The 17,833-nt window shown below is 61.1% G+C and carries 13 protein-coding genes; 11 read left to right on the forward strand and 2 right to left on the reverse strand.

The features are described from left to right. The first annotated feature begins 40 nt into the window (after positions 1–40). The 11 genes from tssB to QF039_RS28865 all read left to right on the forward strand — a co-directional run bounded on the left by tssB (position 41) and on the right by QF039_RS28865 (position 16,090). The gene (tssB, locus tag QF039_RS28815; protein WP_003213340.1) at positions 41–547 is read left to right on the forward strand and encodes a type VI secretion system contractile sheath small subunit; all 507 of its coding nucleotides are present in this window, start codon (positions 41–43) and stop codon (positions 545–547) included. Between the two features lie 2 nt (positions 548–549). Then, entirely contained in the window at positions 550–2,046 is a 1,497-nt protein-coding gene (gene tssC, locus QF039_RS28820) for a type VI secretion system contractile sheath large subunit (protein WP_003213343.1), read from the forward strand. A gap of 153 nt (positions 2,047–2,199) precedes the next feature. After that, positions 2,200–2,688 (forward strand): type VI secretion system tube protein Hcp, encoded by a 489-nt coding sequence (locus tag QF039_RS28825; RefSeq protein WP_003213345.1) that lies wholly within the window; start codon positions 2,200–2,202, stop codon positions 2,686–2,688. 78 nt (positions 2,689–2,766) lie between these two features. Then, a complete protein-coding gene (gene tssE, locus QF039_RS28830) occupies positions 2,767–3,282 on the forward strand; it encodes a type VI secretion system baseplate subunit TssE (RefSeq protein WP_003213348.1) in 516 nt (171 codons plus the stop codon). Continuing rightward, positions 3,279–5,138 (forward strand): type VI secretion system baseplate subunit TssF, encoded by a 1,860-nt coding sequence (tssF, locus tag QF039_RS28835; RefSeq protein ID WP_307521918.1) that lies wholly within the window; start codon positions 3,279–3,281, stop codon positions 5,136–5,138. The genes tssE and tssF overlap by 4 nt, the downstream gene beginning before the upstream one ends. Beyond that, on the forward strand, positions 5,102–6,145 hold the full coding sequence (tssG, locus tag QF039_RS28840) for a type VI secretion system baseplate subunit TssG (RefSeq protein ID WP_177020303.1): 1,044 nt from the start codon (positions 5,102–5,104) through the stop codon (positions 6,143–6,145). The genes tssF and tssG overlap by 37 nt, the downstream gene beginning before the upstream one ends. Then, the gene (gene tssH / locus QF039_RS28845; RefSeq protein WP_307521921.1) at positions 6,138–8,801 is read left to right on the forward strand and encodes a type VI secretion system ATPase TssH; all 2,664 of its coding nucleotides are present in this window, start codon (positions 6,138–6,140) and stop codon (positions 8,799–8,801) included. The genes tssG and tssH overlap by 8 nt, the downstream gene beginning before the upstream one ends. 155 nt (positions 8,802–8,956) lie before the next feature. Beyond that, the gene (locus QF039_RS28850) at positions 8,957–10,897 is read left to right on the forward strand and encodes a type VI secretion system Vgr family protein (protein WP_307521922.1); all 1,941 of its coding nucleotides are present in this window, start codon (positions 8,957–8,959) and stop codon (positions 10,895–10,897) included. A 15-nt stretch (positions 10,898–10,912) separates the two neighbouring features. Next, entirely contained in the window at positions 10,913–11,347 is a 435-nt protein-coding gene (locus QF039_RS28855) for a DcrB-related protein (protein ID WP_003213356.1), read from the forward strand. A gap of 12 nt (positions 11,348–11,359) precedes the next feature. Next, positions 11,360–15,667, forward strand: coding sequence for an RHS repeat-associated core domain-containing protein (locus tag QF039_RS28860; RefSeq protein ID WP_177020306.1), 4,308 nt, complete (start codon positions 11,360–11,362; stop codon positions 15,665–15,667). 15 nt (positions 15,668–15,682) lie between these two features. After that, positions 15,683–16,090, forward strand: coding sequence for a hypothetical protein (locus QF039_RS28865; protein WP_003213360.1), 408 nt, complete (start codon positions 15,683–15,685; stop codon positions 16,088–16,090). A 117-nt stretch (positions 16,091–16,207) separates the two neighbouring features. Here QF039_RS28865 and QF039_RS28870 read toward each other — a convergent pair whose 3' ends face one another. Both QF039_RS28870 and QF039_RS28875 read right to left on the reverse strand, forming a co-directional pair. Then, positions 16,208–16,483, reverse strand: a complete 276-nt coding sequence (locus QF039_RS28870) for an HU family DNA-binding protein (protein WP_003213368.1) — start codon at positions 16,481–16,483, stop codon at positions 16,208–16,210. Between the two features lie 191 nt (positions 16,484–16,674). Continuing rightward, positions 16,675–17,823, reverse strand: coding sequence for an NAD(P)/FAD-dependent oxidoreductase (locus tag QF039_RS28875; protein WP_177020307.1), 1,149 nt, complete (start codon positions 17,821–17,823; stop codon positions 16,675–16,677). Between the last annotated feature and the right edge of the window lie 10 nt (positions 17,824–17,833).

Genomic DNA, 17,833 nt, shown 5'->3' on the forward strand with positions numbered 1-17,833 from the left:
CAGTTACAACACCGTCGCTCAAGCGACCAGGAGCAGCAACGTGGCGAAGCAAAGTTCTCAGAAATTCATCGCGCGCAACCGTGCGCCTCGGGTGCAGATCGAGTACGACGTCGAGCTCTACGGCGCCGAGAAAAAGGTCCAGCTGCCCTTCGTCATGGGCGTGATGGCCGATCTCGCCGGCAAGCCCGCCGAGCCTCTGGCGCCTGTGGCCGACCGCAAGTTCCTTGAAGTGGACGTCGACAACTTCGACTCGCGCCTCAAGGCCATGCAGCCACGCGTCGCGTTCCACGTGCCCAACGAGCTGACCGGCGAAGGCAACCTGAGCCTGGACATCACCTTCGAAAGCATGGACGACTTCAGCCCCGCCGCTGTGGCGCGCAAGGTCGATTCGCTCAAGCAACTGCTCGAAGCCCGCACCCAGCTGGCCAACCTGCTGACCTACATGGACGGCAAGACCGGCGCTGAAGAAATCATCATGAAGGCGATCAAGGACCCGGCACTGCTTCAGGCACTTGCCAGCGCGCCCAAGCCTGCAGGGGAGCAGTAATCATGACTGACAATACCGCCCGCGAAGGCACCCAGATCCTGGGTACCACCGAAGAAGCCAGCGAGTTCGCGAACCTGCTGCTGCAAGAATTCAAACCCAAGACCGAGCGTGCCCGCGAAGCCGTGGAAACCGCTGTGCGCACCCTGGCCGAGCAGGCTCTGGCCCAGACCGACCTGGTGTCCAACGACGCGATCAAGTCGATCGAATCGATCATCGCCGCCATCGACGCCAAGCTCACCGCCCAGGTCAACCAGATCATCCATCACCAGGATTTCCAGCAGCTGGAAAGCGCCTGGCGTGGCCTGCACTACCTGGTGAACAACACCGAGAGCGATGAGCAGCTGAAGATTCGCGTGCTCAACATCTCCAAGCCGGACCTGCACAAGACCCTGAAGAAATTCAAGGGCACCGCGTGGGACCAGAGCCCGATCTTCAAGAAGATGTACGAAGAAGAATACGGCCAGTTCGGCGGCGAACCCTACGGTTGCCTGGTGGGCGACTACTACTTCGACCAGTCGCCTCCCGACGTGGAGCTGCTGGGCGAGCTGTCGAAAGTCTGCGCCGCCATGCACGCACCGTTCATTGCCGCCGCTTCGCCAACCGTGATGGGCATGGGCTCGTGGCAGGAACTGTCGAACCCGCGCGACCTGACCAAGATCTTCACCACCCCGGAATACGCCGGCTGGCGCTCGCTGCGTGAATCGGAAGACTCGCGCTACATCGGCCTGACCATGCCGCGTTTCCTGGCGCGCCTGCCGTACGGTGCCAAGACCGATCCGGTGGAAGCCTTCGCCTTCGAAGAAAACACCGACGGTGCCGACAGCTCCAAGTACACCTGGGCCAACGCCGCTTACGCGATGGCGGTGAACATCAACCGTTCGTTCAAACACTTCGGCTGGTGCTCGCGCATCCGTGGCGTGGAGTCGGGCGGTGAAGTCGAGAACCTGCCGGCCCACACCTTCCCGACGGATGACGGTGGCGTGGACATGAAGTGCCCGACCGAAATCGCTATCAGCGACCGCCGCGAAGCGGAACTGGCGAAGAACGGTTTCATGCCGCTGCTGCACAAGAAAAACACCGACTTTGCCGCCTTCATCGGCGCCCAGTCGTTGCAGAAACCGGCCGAATACGATGACCCGGACGCCACCGCCAACGCCAACCTGGCCGCGCGCCTGCCGTACCTGTTCGCCACCTGCCGTTTCGCTCACTACTTGAAGTGCATCGTGCGCGACAAGATCGGTTCCTTCAAAGAGAAGGACGAGATGCAGCGCTGGTTGCAGGACTGGATCCTCAACTACGTCGACGGTGACCCGGCGCACTCCACCGAAACCACCAAGGCCCAGCATCCGTTGGCTGCCGCCGAAGTGATCGTGGAAGACGTCGAAGGCAACCCGGGGTACTACAACTCCAGGTTCTACCTGCGCCCGCACTACCAGCTTGAAGGGCTGACCGTGTCGCTGCGCCTGGTATCGAAACTGCCTTCGGCGAAAGGCGCGTAACACCGTCGCTCGTTCCCACGCTCCGCGTGGGAATGCCGCCCGGGACGCTCCGCGTCCCAGTGACGCAGAGCGTCACAAGATGCGTTACCACGCAGAGCGTGGGAACGATCAGCGTTAACAAATTCTGTGGCTGAGACCACACAGGGAGAAAACATGGCTGTTGATATTTTCATCAAGATCGGCGACATCAAGGGCGAGTCCATGGACAAGGCCCACAAGGACGAAATCGACGTGTTGAACTGGAGCTGGGGCATGGCCCAGTCCGGCAACATGCACGTGGGCGGCGGCGGCGGTGCGGGCAAGGTGAACATCCAGGACCTGTCGCTGACCAAGTACGTCGACAAGGCCTCGCCCAACCTGATGATGCACTGCGCGAGCGGCAAGCACATCGACAAGGTCACGCTGACCGTGCGCAAGGCCGGCGGTGAAAGCCAGGTCGAGTACATGATCATCAATCTGGAAGAAGTGCTGGTCACCTCCCTGAGCACCGGCGGTTCGGGCAGCGATGACCGCCTGACCGAAAACGTGACCCTGAACTTTGCCCAGGTGATGGTGGACTACCAGCCACAGAAAGCCGACGGCACCAAAGACGGCGGCGCGATCAAGTTTGGCTGGAACATTCGCTCCAACACCAAACGCTGATTGCCCCTGTAGCCGCCACCCCAAGTGGCGGCTGCAAGCCCCCTGTTCCTCTCGCAACCCGTCCGTGGAGCTGCTTTGGTGGTAACTGAAATTGCTTCCCGCGATCGCCTGCAACCGTCCCTGCTGGACCGGTTGACCGACGATGACCCGACCAATCCCAAGGAAAGCGCCGACAAACGCGTGCTGTCCCTGAGCCAATTGAAAGCCTCGGTGCTGCGTGACCTGACGTGGCTGCTCAACACCACTTCACTGCTCAACGCCGATGCCACGCTGCACACGCCTGCCGGTACGTCGGTGGTCAATTACGGGCTGCCGGCGCTGGCGGGCAACAGTGTCTCCAGTGTCGACATCAGCGCCCTGGAAGCCTTGATTCGACAAGCCATCGCCACCTTCGAGCCGCGCATCCTGCGCCACACCTTGCGGGTCAAGGCACGCGTCGGCCACGGTGAGATGAACCACAACGCCCTGAGTTTCGAGATCGAAGGCGACCTGTGGGCGCAGCCGGTGCCGTTGCGCCTGTTGCTGCAAACCGACTTGGACCTGGAGTCCGGCCATGTGCGTGTGGTGAACGCCGACCAGCGGAGACGCCCATGAACCCGCGCTTGCTGGAGCTGTATAACCAGGAACTGCACCACGTGCGCGAAAGCGCCGCCGAGTTCGCCAAGGAATACCCGAAGATCGCCAGTCGGCTGACCCTGTCCGGCATGGACTGCGCCGACCCGTACGTCGAACGCTTGCTCGAAGGCTTTGCGTATCTCACGGCCCGGGTCCAGCTCAAGCTCGACGCCGAGTACCCGACCTTCACCAACAACCTGCTGGAGATCGCCTTCCCGCACTACCTGGCGCCGACCCCGTCGATGACCGTGGTGCAGTTGCAGGCCGATCCCGATGAAGGCTCCCTGGCCAGTGGTTTTCCACTGCCCCGCGACACCGTCCTGCGCGCCGCCTTGGGCCGCGAAACCCAGACCTGCTGCGAGTACCGCACCGCGCACCCGGTGACGCTGTGGCCGTTGCAGGTCGCCCAGGCCGAGTACTTCGGCAACCCGTCCGCCGTGCTCGGGCGTTTGGCTGCCAGCGAACCCAAGGCCAAGGCTGGCCTGCGCCTGACCTTGCGTACCGGCGCCGAGCTGCCGTTCAACAGCCTCGCCCTGGATAACTTGCCGCTGTACCTCAGCGGTGCCGACGAACAACCGTTCCGCCTCTACGAACAACTGCTGGGCAATGCCTGCGCGGTGTTCGCGCGCAAGCCCGGCGGTGACTGGGTTGAGCGCCTGCCGCCGGAGGCCTTGCGCTCCCGGGGTTTCGATGACGCCGATGCGGCGATGCCGGTGGTGCCGAGAGCGTTCCAGGGATATCGCTTGCTCCAGGAATACTTCGCCCTGCCCCACCGTTTTCTGTTCGTCGAATTCGCTGAACTGAGCCGTGCAGTCAAACGCTGTGACGGCCAGGAACTGGAACTGATCGTGCTGTTCGACCGTCACGATCCAAGCCTGGAAGGCAGCGTCGGCAAGGCGCAGTTCGTGCCGTTCTGCACCCCGGCAATCAACCTGTTTCCCAAGCGCGTGGACCGGATTCACTTGTCCGAGCGGGTCAACGAACACCATGTGATCGCCGACCGCACGCGGCCGATGGATTTCGAGATTCACTCCTTGAGCGGCATCACGGGCCACGGCACCGGGCCCGAGCAACCGTTTTTGCCGTTCTACGCAGTACGCGATCCATCGCGCTATGGCCGTGACCAGGCTTACTACACAGTGCGTCGCGAACCCCGCGTGTTGTCCAGCGACCAGCGCCGCAACGGGCCGCGCTCCACCTATGTGGGCAGCGAAACCTTCGTCAGCCTGGTGGACACCCAGCAAGCCCCGTACCGCCATGACCTGCGCCAACTGGGCGTGACCGCACTGTGCACTAACCGCGACTTGCCCCTGTTCATGAGCGTGGGCAACGGCAAGACCGACTTCACCCTGGCCGACAGTGCGCCGGTATTGGCCGTGCGCTGCGTCGCCGGGCCAAGCCGCCCGCGCGCCAGCCATGCCCATGACGCCAAGGCCTGGCGTCTGATCAGCCAGTTGTCGTTGAACTACCTGTCGCTGAGCGAGCAAGGCCAGGGCGCCGCCGCGCTGCGTGAACTGCTGCGCCTGTATGGCGACAGCAACGACGCCGCCCTGCAATTGCAGATCGAAGGCCTGCGGGAAGTCAGCAGCAAGGCGGTGACCCGGCGCCTGCCGATGCCCGGCCCGATTGTGTTTGGCCGCGGCCTTGAGATCACTCTGGAATTTGATGAAAACGCGTTCCGCGGCACCGGCGTGTTCCTGCTCGGTGCGGTGTTTGAACGGTTCCTGGCACGCTACGTGTCGATCAACAGTTTTACCGAGACGGTGATCCGTACCACCGAACGCGGCGAGATCATGCGATGGAAAGCCAAGCCCGGACGCCGTCCGACCCTGTGAGTACCCTGGATGCGATGCATCAGGAGCCCTGGGAATATGACTTCTTCCAGGCGCTGCGGCGCATCGAGTGCGAATCGCCGGACCTGCCACGCCTGGGGCATTCCCTGCGCCTGGCGGATGACCCGCTGCGTCTCGGGCAGCAGGCCGATTGCACCTTTGCGCCGGCCACATTGGCCTCGGTCGAACCTGGGGCTGAAGGCCAGCCGGCACGGCTGGAGCAGTTCTTCTTCGGCCTCGGCGGCCCCAACGGCCCGCTGCCGCTGCACATCACCGAGTACGTGCGTGAGCGCCAGCGCAACAACGCCGACAGCACCAGCAAGCGCTTCCTGGATGTGTTCCACCACCGCCTGCTGACCCTGTTTTATCGCGCCTGGGCCGAGGCACGGCCGACCGTCAGCCATGACCGCCCGGACGATGACTACTGGTCGGCGCGCCTCGCCGCATTGAGCGGTCGCGGCACCCCGAGCCTGCTCAACCAGGGCCTGATCCCCGACACGGCGAAGCTGCATTACAGCGGCCACCTGTCGGCGCAAACCCGCTACCCGGATGGCCTGAAAGCGATTCTCGGCGAGTACTTCGGCCTGCCGGTGGAGATCGAAGAATACGTCGGCCAATGGCTGGAGCTGCCCGAACGCAGCCGCGTGAGTGTCAGCGCCAACCAGCTGGGCGTGGACTTTTGCCTGGGCAGCCACGTGTGGGACCGCCAGCATAAATTTCGCATTCGCCTGGGCCCGCTGAAGCTCGATGACTACATGGGCATGCTGCCCGGCAGCCAGCCGTTCAACGAGCTGGTGGCGTGGGTCGCCGAGTACCTGGGCCACGAACTGGACTGGGACCTGAACCTGGTTCTGCAACAACCGGAAGTGCCGGCCCTGCAACTCAACGGCCAGTTCCGCCTGGGCTTCAACACCTGGCTCGGCCAACCCGAGCATGACGCCAACGACCTAATCCTGGCCCGGCATTACGCCGAACACGCCAACACCTCAAGGAATCCAGAGCATGGGTGAAATCAGTCGCGCCGCACTGTTCGGCAAACTCAACAGCGTGGCCTACAAGGCCATCGAAGCCGCCACCGTGTTCTGCAAGCTGCGGGGCAACCCGTATGTGGAACTGGCCCACTGGTTTCACCAGTTGCTGCAACTGCAGGACTCTGACCTGCATCGCATTATCCGTCAGTTCAACGTCGAACCGGCACGCCTGGCCCGCGACCTGACCGAAGCCCTGGACCGCCTGCCCCGTGGCTCGACGTCGATCACTGACTTGTCGTCCCATGTGGAAGAAGCGGTCGAGCGCGGCTGGGTCTACGGCAGCCTGATGTTTGGCGAAAGCCAGGTGCGCACCGGTTACCTGGTGCTGGGAATTCTCAAGACGCCGAGCCTGCGCCATGCGCTGTTGGGCTTGTCCGGTGAGTTCGACAAGATCAAGGCCGAAGCCCTGAGCGAACGCTTTGACGAATACGTCGGCGACTCGCCGGAGAATGCACTAAGTGCCAGCGACGGCTTCAATGCCGGTGCTGTACCGGGCGAGGCCAGCGGCGCCATGGCCCCGAGCGCGATGGGCAAGCAGGAAGCCCTCAAGCGCTTCACCGTCGACCTGACCGAACAGGCCCGCAGCGGCAAGCTCGACCCGATCGTCGGGCGTGACGAAGAGATCCGCCAACTGGTGGACATCCTCATGCGTCGCCGCCAGAACAACCCGATCCTTACCGGTGAAGCCGGCGTCGGCAAGACCGCCGTGGTCGAAGGCTTCGCCCTGCGCATCGTCGCCGGCGACGTACCACCCGCGCTGAAAGATGTGGAACTGCGCAGCCTCGATGTCGGCCTGCTGCAAGCCGGCGCCAGCATGAAAGGCGAGTTCGAACAGCGCCTGCGCCAGGTCATCGAAGACGTCCAGGCCTCGCCGAAACCAATCATCCTGTTTATCGACGAAGCCCACACCCTGGTAGGTGCCGGTGGCGCCGCCGGGACCGGTGACGCGGCCAACCTGCTTAAACCCGCCCTCGCCCGCGGCACCTTGCGTACCGTGGCCGCCACCACCTGGGCCGAGTACAAGAAGCACATCGAAAAAGACCCGGCCCTGACCCGCCGTTTCCAGGTGGTGCAAGTGGCCGAGCCGTCGGAAGACAAGGCGTTGCTGATGATGCGCGGCGTGGCCTCGACCATGGAAAAACACCATCAGGTGCAGATTCTCGATGAAGCCTTGGAAGCTTCGGTGAAGCTGTCCCACCGCTACATTCCGGCGCGTCAATTGCCGGACAAATCCGTGAGCCTGCTGGACACCGCCTGCGCCCGCGTCGCCATCAGCCTGCACGCGGTGCCGGCAGAAGTCGACGACAGCCGCCGCCGTATCGAGGCACTGGAAACCGAGCTGCAAATCATCGCCCGCGAGCACGCGATCGGCATCGCCATCGGTGCGCGCCAGACCAACAGCGAAGCGCTGCTGAGCACCGAACGCGAGCGCCTGGCCACCCTGGAAAGCCGTTGGGCCGAAGAGAAAACCCTGGTGGATGAGTTGCTCGCCACCCGTGCGACGTTGCGCGAAAAATCCGGTGTCGTGGACAGCGGCGATGATCAATTGCGTGCCCAATTGGTAGACCTGCAACAACGCCTCAGCACCCTGCAAGGCGAAACCCCGCTGATCCTGCCGACCGTGGACTACCAAGCGGTGGCCTCGGTGGTCGCCGACTGGACCGGCATCCCGGTGGGCCGCATGGCCCGCAACGAACTGGAGACAGTGCTCAACCTCGACCAGCACCTGAAGAAACGCATCATCGGCCAGGACCACGCCTTGCAGATGATCGCCAAGCGCATCCAGACCTCCCGCGCCGGCCTCGACAACCCGAGCAAGCCGATTGGCGTGTTCATGCTCGCCGGCACCTCCGGCGTGGGCAAGACCGAAACCGCCCTGGCCCTGGCCGAAGCCATGTACGGCGGTGAGCAGAACGTGATCACCATCAACATGAGCGAGTTCCAGGAAGCCCATACCGTGTCCACCCTCAAGGGTGCGCCACCGGGCTACATCGGCTATGGCGAAGGTGGCGTGCTGACCGAAGCCGTGCGGCGCAAACCCTACAGCGTGGTGCTGCTGGACGAGGTGGAAAAAGCCCACCCGGACGTGCATGAAATCTTCTTCCAGGTGTTCGACAAGGGCGTAATGGAAGACGGCGAAGGCCGGGTGATCGACTTCAAGAACACCTTGATCCTGCTGACCACCAACGCCGGTACCGAGCTGATTTCCCAGGTCTGCAAAGACCCGGCGAACATCCCCGAGCCCGAGGAAATCGCCAAGGCCCTGCGCCAGCCGCTGCTGGAGATTTTCCCGCCGGCGCTGCTCGGCCGCCTGGTGACCATTCCGTACTACCCGCTGAGCGACGAGATGCTCAAGGCGATCACCCGCCTGCAACTCAACCGCATCAAGAAGCGCGTGGAGAACACCCACAAAGTCGCCTTCGATTACGACGACGAAGTCGTCGACCTGATCGTGTCCCGCTGCACCGAAACCGAAAGCGGCGGGCGGATGATCGACACCATCCTCACCAACAGCCTGCTGCCGGACATGAGTCGCGAATTCCTCACCCGCATGCTCGAAGGCAAGGCGCTGGCGGGCGTGCGAATCAGCACACGGGATAACGAATTGCACTACGACTTCAGCGACACTGAATAACTATTGTTGGAATACGGTCAGTGTGGGAGCTGGCTTGCCTGCGAAGCGGTCTGACATTCAACATTGATGTTGACTGATCCACCGCTATCGCAGGCAAGCCAGCTCCCACAGTTGATCCGGTTCCGTCAGTGATGAAGACATTTACGGGACTACCGATGCTTTTTAACCAAGCCTCACGCCTGGCCAAGATCACCAGCCCCCTGGGGCCGGATGTGCTGCTGCTCAATGAAATGGGTGGCGGCGAAGAGCTGGGTCGGCTGTTCAATTTCGAACTGCAGCTGACCTCGCTGGACGCCAACATCGACCTCAACCAGTTGCTGGGCAAGCCCATGAGCCTGAACCTGCAACTGGCGGACGGTGGCGAGCGGCACTTCCACGGCATCGTCGCCCGCTGCAGCCAGAACATCGACCAGGGCCAGTTCGCCAGCTATCAGGTGACTTTGCGCCCGTGGTTGTGGCTGCTGAGCCGCACCTCCGACTGCCGGATTTTCCAGAACCTGAGCATCCCGCAGATCATCAAGCAGGTGTTTCGCGACCTGGGTTTTTCCGACTTCGAAGACGCCTTGAGCCGCCCGTACCGCGAGTGGGAATACTGCGTGCAGTACCGCGAGACCAGCTTCGATTTCGTCAGCCGCCTGATGGAACAGGAAGGCATCTACTACTTCTTCCGCCACGAGCAGGACCGCCACGTGCTGGTGCTGGCCGATGCCTACGGTGCCCACGCCAACGTGCCCGGCTACGCCTCGGTGCCTTACTACCCCAAGGACGAGCAGCAGCGCGAACGCGACCATATGCACAACTGGCACCTGGCACAGGAAGTACAACCCGGCTCCCTTGAGCTCAACGACTACGACTTCCAGCGTCCCAGCGCGAGCATAGACGTACGCTCGGCCATGCCGCGCCCGCACACCGCCGGCGACTACCCGCTGTACGACTACCCCGGCACCTACGTCAAAAGCGAAGACGGCGAACACTACGCCCGCACCCGCATCGAAGCCCTGCAAACCCTGCACGAACAAGTGGAGTTCAGCGGCAACGCCCGGGGCCTGGGTTCCGGCCACCTGTTCAGCCTCACCGGCTTCAGTCGCCGCGACCAGAACCGCGAATACCTGATCGTCGGCGCCCGCTACTACATCTCCCAGGAAAGCCTCGAAAGCGGCGGTGGCGCGCCTTCGGCCCAGTTCGAAAGCACCCTCACCTGCATCGACGCACAACAGAGTTTCCGCCCGCTGGCCAACACCTACCGGCCCATCGTCAAAGGCCCGCAGACCGCGCTGGTAGTGGGCCCCAAGGGCGAAGAAATCTGGACCGACCAATATGGCCGGGTCAAGGTGCATTTCTATTGGGACCGCCACGACCAGTCCAACGAAAACAGCTCATGCTGGATTCGCGTATCGCAGTCCTGGGCCGGAAAAAACTGGGGCTCGATGCAGATCCCGCGGATCGGCCAGGAAGTGATTGTGAGCTTCCTGGAAGGCGATCCCGACCGGCCGATCATCACCGGCCGGGTGTACAACGCCGAGCAGACCGTGCCTTACGACCTGCCGGAAAACGCCACCCAAAGCGGGATGAAAAGCCGCTCCAGCAAAGGCGGCACGCCGGCCAACTTCAATGAAATCCGCATGGAGGACAAGAAGGGGTTGGAGCAGCTGTACATCCATGCCGAGCGTAATCAGGACATCGTAGTGGAGGTGGATGAAAGCCATTCGGTGGGGCATGACCGGAACAAGAGTATTGGGCATAACGAGACGGTGACGATTGGGAACAATCGAGTGCGCATCGTCAAGCATCAAGACATCCTCTCGGTGGGCCAGAGAAAGACCGACAGCATCAGCCAGAGCTACGTGATTGAAGTGGGCGAAAACCTGCGATTGATCTGCGGTAAAAGCATCCTGGAGTTGAACGCCAGCGGGCAGATCAACCTGAGTGGCGTAAATATCAGCTTCCACGCCAGCGGCGATGCCGAATTCAATACCGGCGGCGTCCTGCACCTGAACAACGGCGGCGGCCCCGGCGCAACACCCGATGGTCAGGGCATGAAAGCCAGCATCGACGCCAATATCAAAGCCGCGTTCCCCGCGCCTAAAAGCTCCTGACGAGACCTGTTTTCCATGACGTACCGAATTAACGAATTTCAGTTCCAACTGCCGGCCGGCGAGCTGCAGGACGCTACGATCAATATCCTCAAGTTCCCCGAGCTGGGCACTTCCTTGATCATCAGCCGCAGCTTCCTCACCGATGGCGAAACCCTGCACAGCAACTTCGACGAACAGCTCAAACGCCTGGAAAAACAGGTGCAGGATTTGCGCTATCAACCGGGCGTCGGTGTCCGTCTAGGTGCAACAAAGGAAGTAGAAGGCATAGAGCTCCGCAGCCAGTTCAGCAAGGGCAGTGACAAGGTGTTCCAGTACCAACTGGCTCTGGTAATCCCGGGCACACGCAAGATGCTCGCCTTGAGTTATGTGAAGGCAGACAAGCTGGGCGATGCCGAGGCGGCGCACTGGGCGACGATCAAAAACTCATTGTCGTTCGACGCGATTTCCTGATGGGCACCATGCATGTCTGATGCTCTATGGGCCGCTCGCATGGGCGACGCGCTCTCCCACACCTCAATGATGGCCGACATCCTCGGCGGTGTGTTGGAGGTGGCGGCCAATATCGCGATCACTGCAGTAGCGACTGCTGCCGTGGTGGCTGCTACCGGTATCACCGTCGCTACCGGCGGACTCGGATGCGTCCTGCTCGGCGCAGTGGTGGGCACAGTTGTCGGCCTTCTCATGAGCAAGAGCGGGGCGGACAAAGGCCTCACCAATTTATGCGACAGCTTCAGCAACGCCCTGTTTCCGCCCACGGTACAGGCGAATATTCTCACCGGTGCCACCGATACCCTGACCAACAACCTTCCCGCCGCACGTGCCGCGGGGGCGATCAGCTCGCATGTCGCGCCAGCCGGAACCGAACTGGAAGAACCCGCACCCGAACCAGAAGCCAGTTATCTGGATATGGCCGAGAGCTTCTTCTCCCAAATGTGGCGCCCCACGGTGGCTACTCCCACACCAGGAGCCGTGCCCAAGCCTCTGGACTTGGTCACCTGCATGAAGCATCCACCGATGCCTCCGCAGTTCCTGGCCGAGGGTTCGGATAAGGTCACGATCAATGGCCAGCCTGCGGTGCGCAGTGGTGATCGTAGTACCTGCGATGCAACAGTGGTGTCGTCCGGGTTGATTTCATCGAACGTGACCATTGGCGGCGGGTCAGTGGTGGTGCGGGAAATACGCAGTGGCAAGACGCCGGGCGTGGGGTTGGCGGTCACCGCGTTACTGATGCTCAAGGGCGGCAAGGGCAAGTTCTTCAGCAAGTTGCCGTGCATGCTGATTGGCGGGGCTACTTCGATGGCCGTCAGCAGCGCGATGGACGCGATGACCAACGCTGCCATGGGCTCGTCGAATCCGGTGCATGCTGCAACGGGAGCGAAGGTGCTGGGCGGCACCGATGAACTGGATTTTGTACTGCCCGCCATCCTGCCGATTGACTGGCAACGCTTCTACAACAGCCGCGACGAACGCCCAGGCACACTGTTCGGTACAGGCTGGAGTGTGGCTTATGAAGTATGCGTCGAAATCCAACCTCATCCAGAAGGCGGTGAAGCGCTGGTCTACACCGACGAGCAGGGGCGCCCTATCGACATGGGCTCGATCCCGTTGGGGGGGGCGGTGTTCAGCCCCGGCGAAGGGCTCTCTGTGCGTCGGCACCTCAACGGGCAGTTGCTGATTGAAAGTGACGACGGCCTATATCGTTTGTTTGAGCCCACAGCCAACCCGTCGCTGCTGCGCCTGATTCAACTTGGCGACCGCAACGACAACCGCATTCATCTCGACTACGACCAGGCCGGACGCCTGGTACGCCTGCGCGATACCTTCGACTTGGTGCAGGTCGAGTTGATACGCGAACATGAGCACGTCACTCGCGTCGAACGCCTATTCCCAGATCAACGTCGCGAAGTGCTCGTCAGCTACGGCTATGACGCCAGGGCCAATCTGGCAGAGGTGCGCGATGCCTCTGGCCAGGTGCAGCGGCGCTTCACGTACGATGCCGGGCACCGAATGGTGGAGCATCAGTTACCCACCGGGTTGCGGTGCTTCTATGAATGGGCACTGATTGAAAACTCAGAGTGGCGAGTCGTCCGACACTGGACCGATGAAGGTGACTCCTACCAGTTCGACTATGACTTGAAGGCGGGCCTCACCCGTATCATCGACGGCTTACAGCGCGTCAGCACCCGACATTGGAATACTCAGCACCAGATCATTCAATACAGCGATAAGCTGGGGCAAACCTGGCTGTTCGAGTGGAATGACGAACGCCAACTTCTCAGCGCCACCGACCCGCAAGGTGGACGCTATGAATACAAGCATGATGACGCCGGCAACCTGATCGGCGAAACGGACCCGTTGGGCCGCAGCGATTCAACGTTGTGGCTTGAACACTGGGCGTTACCCCTGGTGGAGACCGACGCCGCCGGCAACAGTTGGCAGTATCGCTATGATCCTCGCGGCAATTGCGTTGCCGAAACCGACCCGCTGGGCCACATCACCCGCTATCGCTATGACGCCCACGGCCAGGTCGTGGAAATCATCGACGCCTCCGGTAAAAGCAAAAAACTGCGTTGGAATCCGTTCGGGCAATTGGTCGAACACATTGATTGCTCGGGTTATCCCACGCGTTTCAGCTACGACGAGCGCGGCTATCTGCAGGTGATCACCGACGCGCTTGGCGAGCGCACTCAATTCAGCTACGACCTCCAGGGGCGCTTACTCAGCAACCAACTGCCGGACGGTCGCATCGAGCTGTTTCAACGCGATGTCAGCGGCCAACTCGTAGGGTACACCGACCCTGCCGGACATACCACGCTCTACCAGCACAATCGACGTGGCCAGATAAGCCTGCGCACCGACGCTCATGGCCGGCAGGTGAAGTTCGGCTATGACAGCTATGGGCGCCTGCAAGCACTGACCAACGAGAACGGCGAACGTTATCTCTTTGCCTGGGACGCCGGGGATCGGCTGACTGAGCAGCAAGACCTCGATGGCAGTGCCAAAAGCTACACCTACAATCCACTGGACCATATCACCACGGTGACCGCCACTCCGGCCCCCTACGGCAACGGGCTAGGCCTGGTTCCCGAGACGCCGCCAGCGCCCATTGTCCATCAAATGGAACGTGACGCAGTAGGTCGGCTGATCGCCAAAACCACCGACGATGGGCGCACCGACTACGCCTACGACCCGCTGGACCAGCTCACCGCCGTCACCTTCACCGACCTGCTGGGCAATACCCAAGCCCTTGGTTTCGCTTACGACGCCCTCGGCCAAATGCTTGCCGAACAGAGTTCTATGGGCACCCTGCAGCACCACTACGACGAACTCGGTAATCTTATCCAGACCCAGATACCCGACGGACGCTGGCTCAATCGCCTGTACTACGGCAGCGGTCACTTGCATCAGGTCAATCTCGACGGCCAGGTCATCAGCGACTTTGAACGCGACCGCCTGCACCGCGAAGTACTGCGCACCCAAGGCCGACTCAGCACCCGCAGTGAGTATGACCGCAGCGGCCGTCTACGCTCACGCCAACACCGCCTTACAGGCCTGCCATCGTTGATGCCAGCGACAGCGCAAAAGCAGTTCGAGTATGACCCTGCCGACAACTTGGTCGGCAAGTTCGACCAGCAATCTGCCATACAACATCGCCAACTGCTGCACTACGATGCCACTGGCCGCATCATCGCCAGCCAGGACAGCCTGCACGGCCAGCGCGAAACGTTTGCCTACGATGCCGCCGCCAACCTGCTGGATGGCCCGCAGTCAGGCGCTGGGCTGGTCGTGCATAACAAACTGCTGACCTATCAGGACAAGCGTTATCGCTATGACGCGTTCGGTCGGATGATCGAAAAACGCAGCGCAGCGCGTGGCTTGCAACGCTTCGCCTACGATGCAGAAAGCCGGCTGATTGAAGTGCGCAATGAAAACGGCAGCGTAGTCAGGATGATCTACGACCCGTTGGGCCGACGCATTGAGAAAACCGAACATGGCAACGACGGCTATCCCCTGGGGGAAACCCGGTTTACCTGGGATGGGCTGCGGTTATTGCAGGAGCATAAACACAGCCAGACCAGTCTTTACATCTATGAAGATGAAGGCAGCGAACCCTTGGCTCGCGTTGACGGCACCGGGCCGCTGCAGAAAATCCGCTACTACCACAACGACCTCAACGGACTGCCGGAGCAACTGACTGAAGCTGACGGGCATAATGTCTGGCGCGCGACATATCGTGTGTGGGGCAATACGGTTGAGGAAGTGCGCGAGCCGTACTACATCGAAGAACAGAACCTGCGCTTTCAGGGGCAGTATCTGGACCGGGAGACGGGGCTGCATTTCAATACTTTCAGGTTTTATGATCCGGACGTGGGACGGTTTACGACACCGGATCCGATTGAGTTTGACGGCGGGCTCAATTTTTATCAGTACGCCCCCAATCCAATATCCTGGATTGATCCATGGGGACTGGCCCCCGAGCTTTATTACCTGATTGCGAAAAAGGACGGCTTTTATGACGAGATGGCATGGGGCCATAAAAAGCCAATAGGCCAAGTCTATTTGAAAAAAGGTGAAGTTTGGAAAGTCGGTGAAACCGTCAATCCGAATCGGCGATATACCCAAAAGTGGCTGAAATCCAAAAATCTTGCCTACAAAAGGGTTATGGCAGCACCGACGAAGGGCAATATGCAGGTATGGGAAAGATTAAAAATCGGAAAATATTTTAAACGCCGAGGAAAACTACCCCCGGGCAACAAATGCAGGCACTGACATAAGGAATACTTTATGCGAGTCGATACGACATCGGACTCACCGAGTTGGACAAAGGTCTTTGAAATCACCGACGAGCTAAATGGCCTGAGTGAGATTCTTGAAAAAAAGTATCCCACCCTCGACTGGGAACTGGCGGTCTGCATGCGATGCCTGCCGAAGAACCTGGAACGAAAAACATTTTGCCGTTATTACGCAAAAGACAAAATGTTCGGTCTGGATATCGCCATGGACGAGGAAGATTTTGTTCCACTGAAAAAAGACATAGCTGCTCAGCGCAAATTAATAGGTGCGGCATTCATTACATTTTTTGTTGAAAGTATTAAGAAATACGAGAAAAAACTCCCCAATCTGCAACCGGTATCGGCGCAACTAATTGCGGATGTACAGCAATGGTGTATTGAGAACGAGTGGACAGCTTGAAGCTCAACGATTGAGCAAGGATTGCCCACCCACAAAAAATGGGCACCCGACCCAGTCGTCGTGCCCATTTTTTATCCCGCGCTCACACTCGCATGTGCGTAGCGCAGGCTTCTTTACTTACGGATTGACGCTGTCTTTAAGCGACTTGCCTGGCTTGAACGCAACGGTGTTGCTCGCCTTGATTTTCACCGGCTCGCCGGTTTGCGGGTTTTTGCCGGTGCGGGCGCCGCGGTGGCGCTGCAGGAAGGTGCCGAAGCCTACCAGGGTGACGCTGTCCTTGCGATGCAGCGCGCCGGTGATTTCTTCGAGTACGGCGTTAAGTACGCGGTTGGCCTGTTCTTTGGTCAGGTCTGCTTTTTCTGCAATAGCGGCTGCGAGTTCTGGTTTACGCATAAGTGAAGCCTCTTTGACGGTTTTTTGTTGTTATGTCCGTGCTGCTCTCTATCGGAGCAGCGCCCAAGGCGCCGCAGGCTCTACTCTGCGGCAGACGGGAGTGAGGATGGCATGCCATCGGGGCCTGCGCCAGTCTCACGGCGACCTTTCTACGGTCAAAATGATGCTTATTCCGACAGAACGACCAGCATTTACGCCAGCAGCGGCGGAAGTTCTTTGTTGAGGGCCAGTTTTTCCATCACGGCCGTGCCGGTCAGGGCGTAGCCCAGCAGTCGGCCGCTGGCGTCGCGGCACAGAGCCTTGATGTCGCCACCCTGCCCTTCGACGCTCCACACGCCTTCGCTGCCCCGTGGCGGTGGCGAGACGACCAGCGGGCAGATCGGGGTTTTTACCGTGACGGGCATCGGACCGTAGCTGACGGCCGTCGCGTTACCCGCCAGGGTCTGGGCCAGGGCACGGGCGCAGCTCATCAGGGGCATTACGTACAGCAGGTTCAGGCCATCGACCTCGGCGCAGTCGCCCAGGGCGTAGATGTTGGCGTGGGAGGTCTTGAGGTGGCGGTCGACCATGATCCCGCGGTTGATCTGCAACCCGGCGGCGGCGGCCAGGTCGACACGCGGGCGCAGGCCGATAGCAGACACCACCAGGTCACACTGGATCACTTCGCCATCAGACAAGTGGGCTTCCAGGCCGTCAGCGGTGCGCTGCAGGCGATTGAGCACCGGGCCCAGGTGGAAACGCGCCCCCAGGCCTTCCAGACCGGCCTGCACCGCTGCGGCGGCTGCCGGGTGCAGCAGGGTCGGCATGACTTGCTCACACGGCGCCACCAGGTCGATCTCGTAGCCGCCGAGGATCAGGTCGTTGGCGAACTCACAGCCGATCAGCCCGGCACCCAGCAACAGCACCCGGCGTTTTCCGGCCGCAGCGGCACGAAAGCGTGCGTAGTCTTCGAGGTCGTTGATCGGGAAAATCAGCTCGGCGGCGTCGCCCTGTACCGGCACCCGCACGGTTTCTGCGCCCCAGGCCAGGATCAGGTCGCGATAGGCCACCGCTTCCTCACCGATCCACAAGCGCTTGTGGCCCGGGTCGATGCCACTGATGCGGGTGTGGGTACGCACTTCGGCCTTCAGTTGCTCGGCCATGGCGCCCGGTTCAGCCATGCTCAGGCCATCGGCTTCCTTGTTCTTGCCAAAGCCTGTGGAGAGCATGGGCTTGGAGTAGGAGCGCCCGTCATCTGCGGTGATCAGCAACAGCGGGGTTTCGCTATCGAGCTTGCGAAACTCCCGAGCCAGGTTGTAACCGGCCAAACCCGTGCCGACGATCACGACAGGTGCGTTCATTCCTTTCTCC

The organism is Pseudomonas sp. W2I6, assembly GCF_030815935.1.
Taxonomy (GTDB): Bacteria; Pseudomonadota; Gammaproteobacteria; order Pseudomonadales; family Pseudomonadaceae; genus Aquipseudomonas.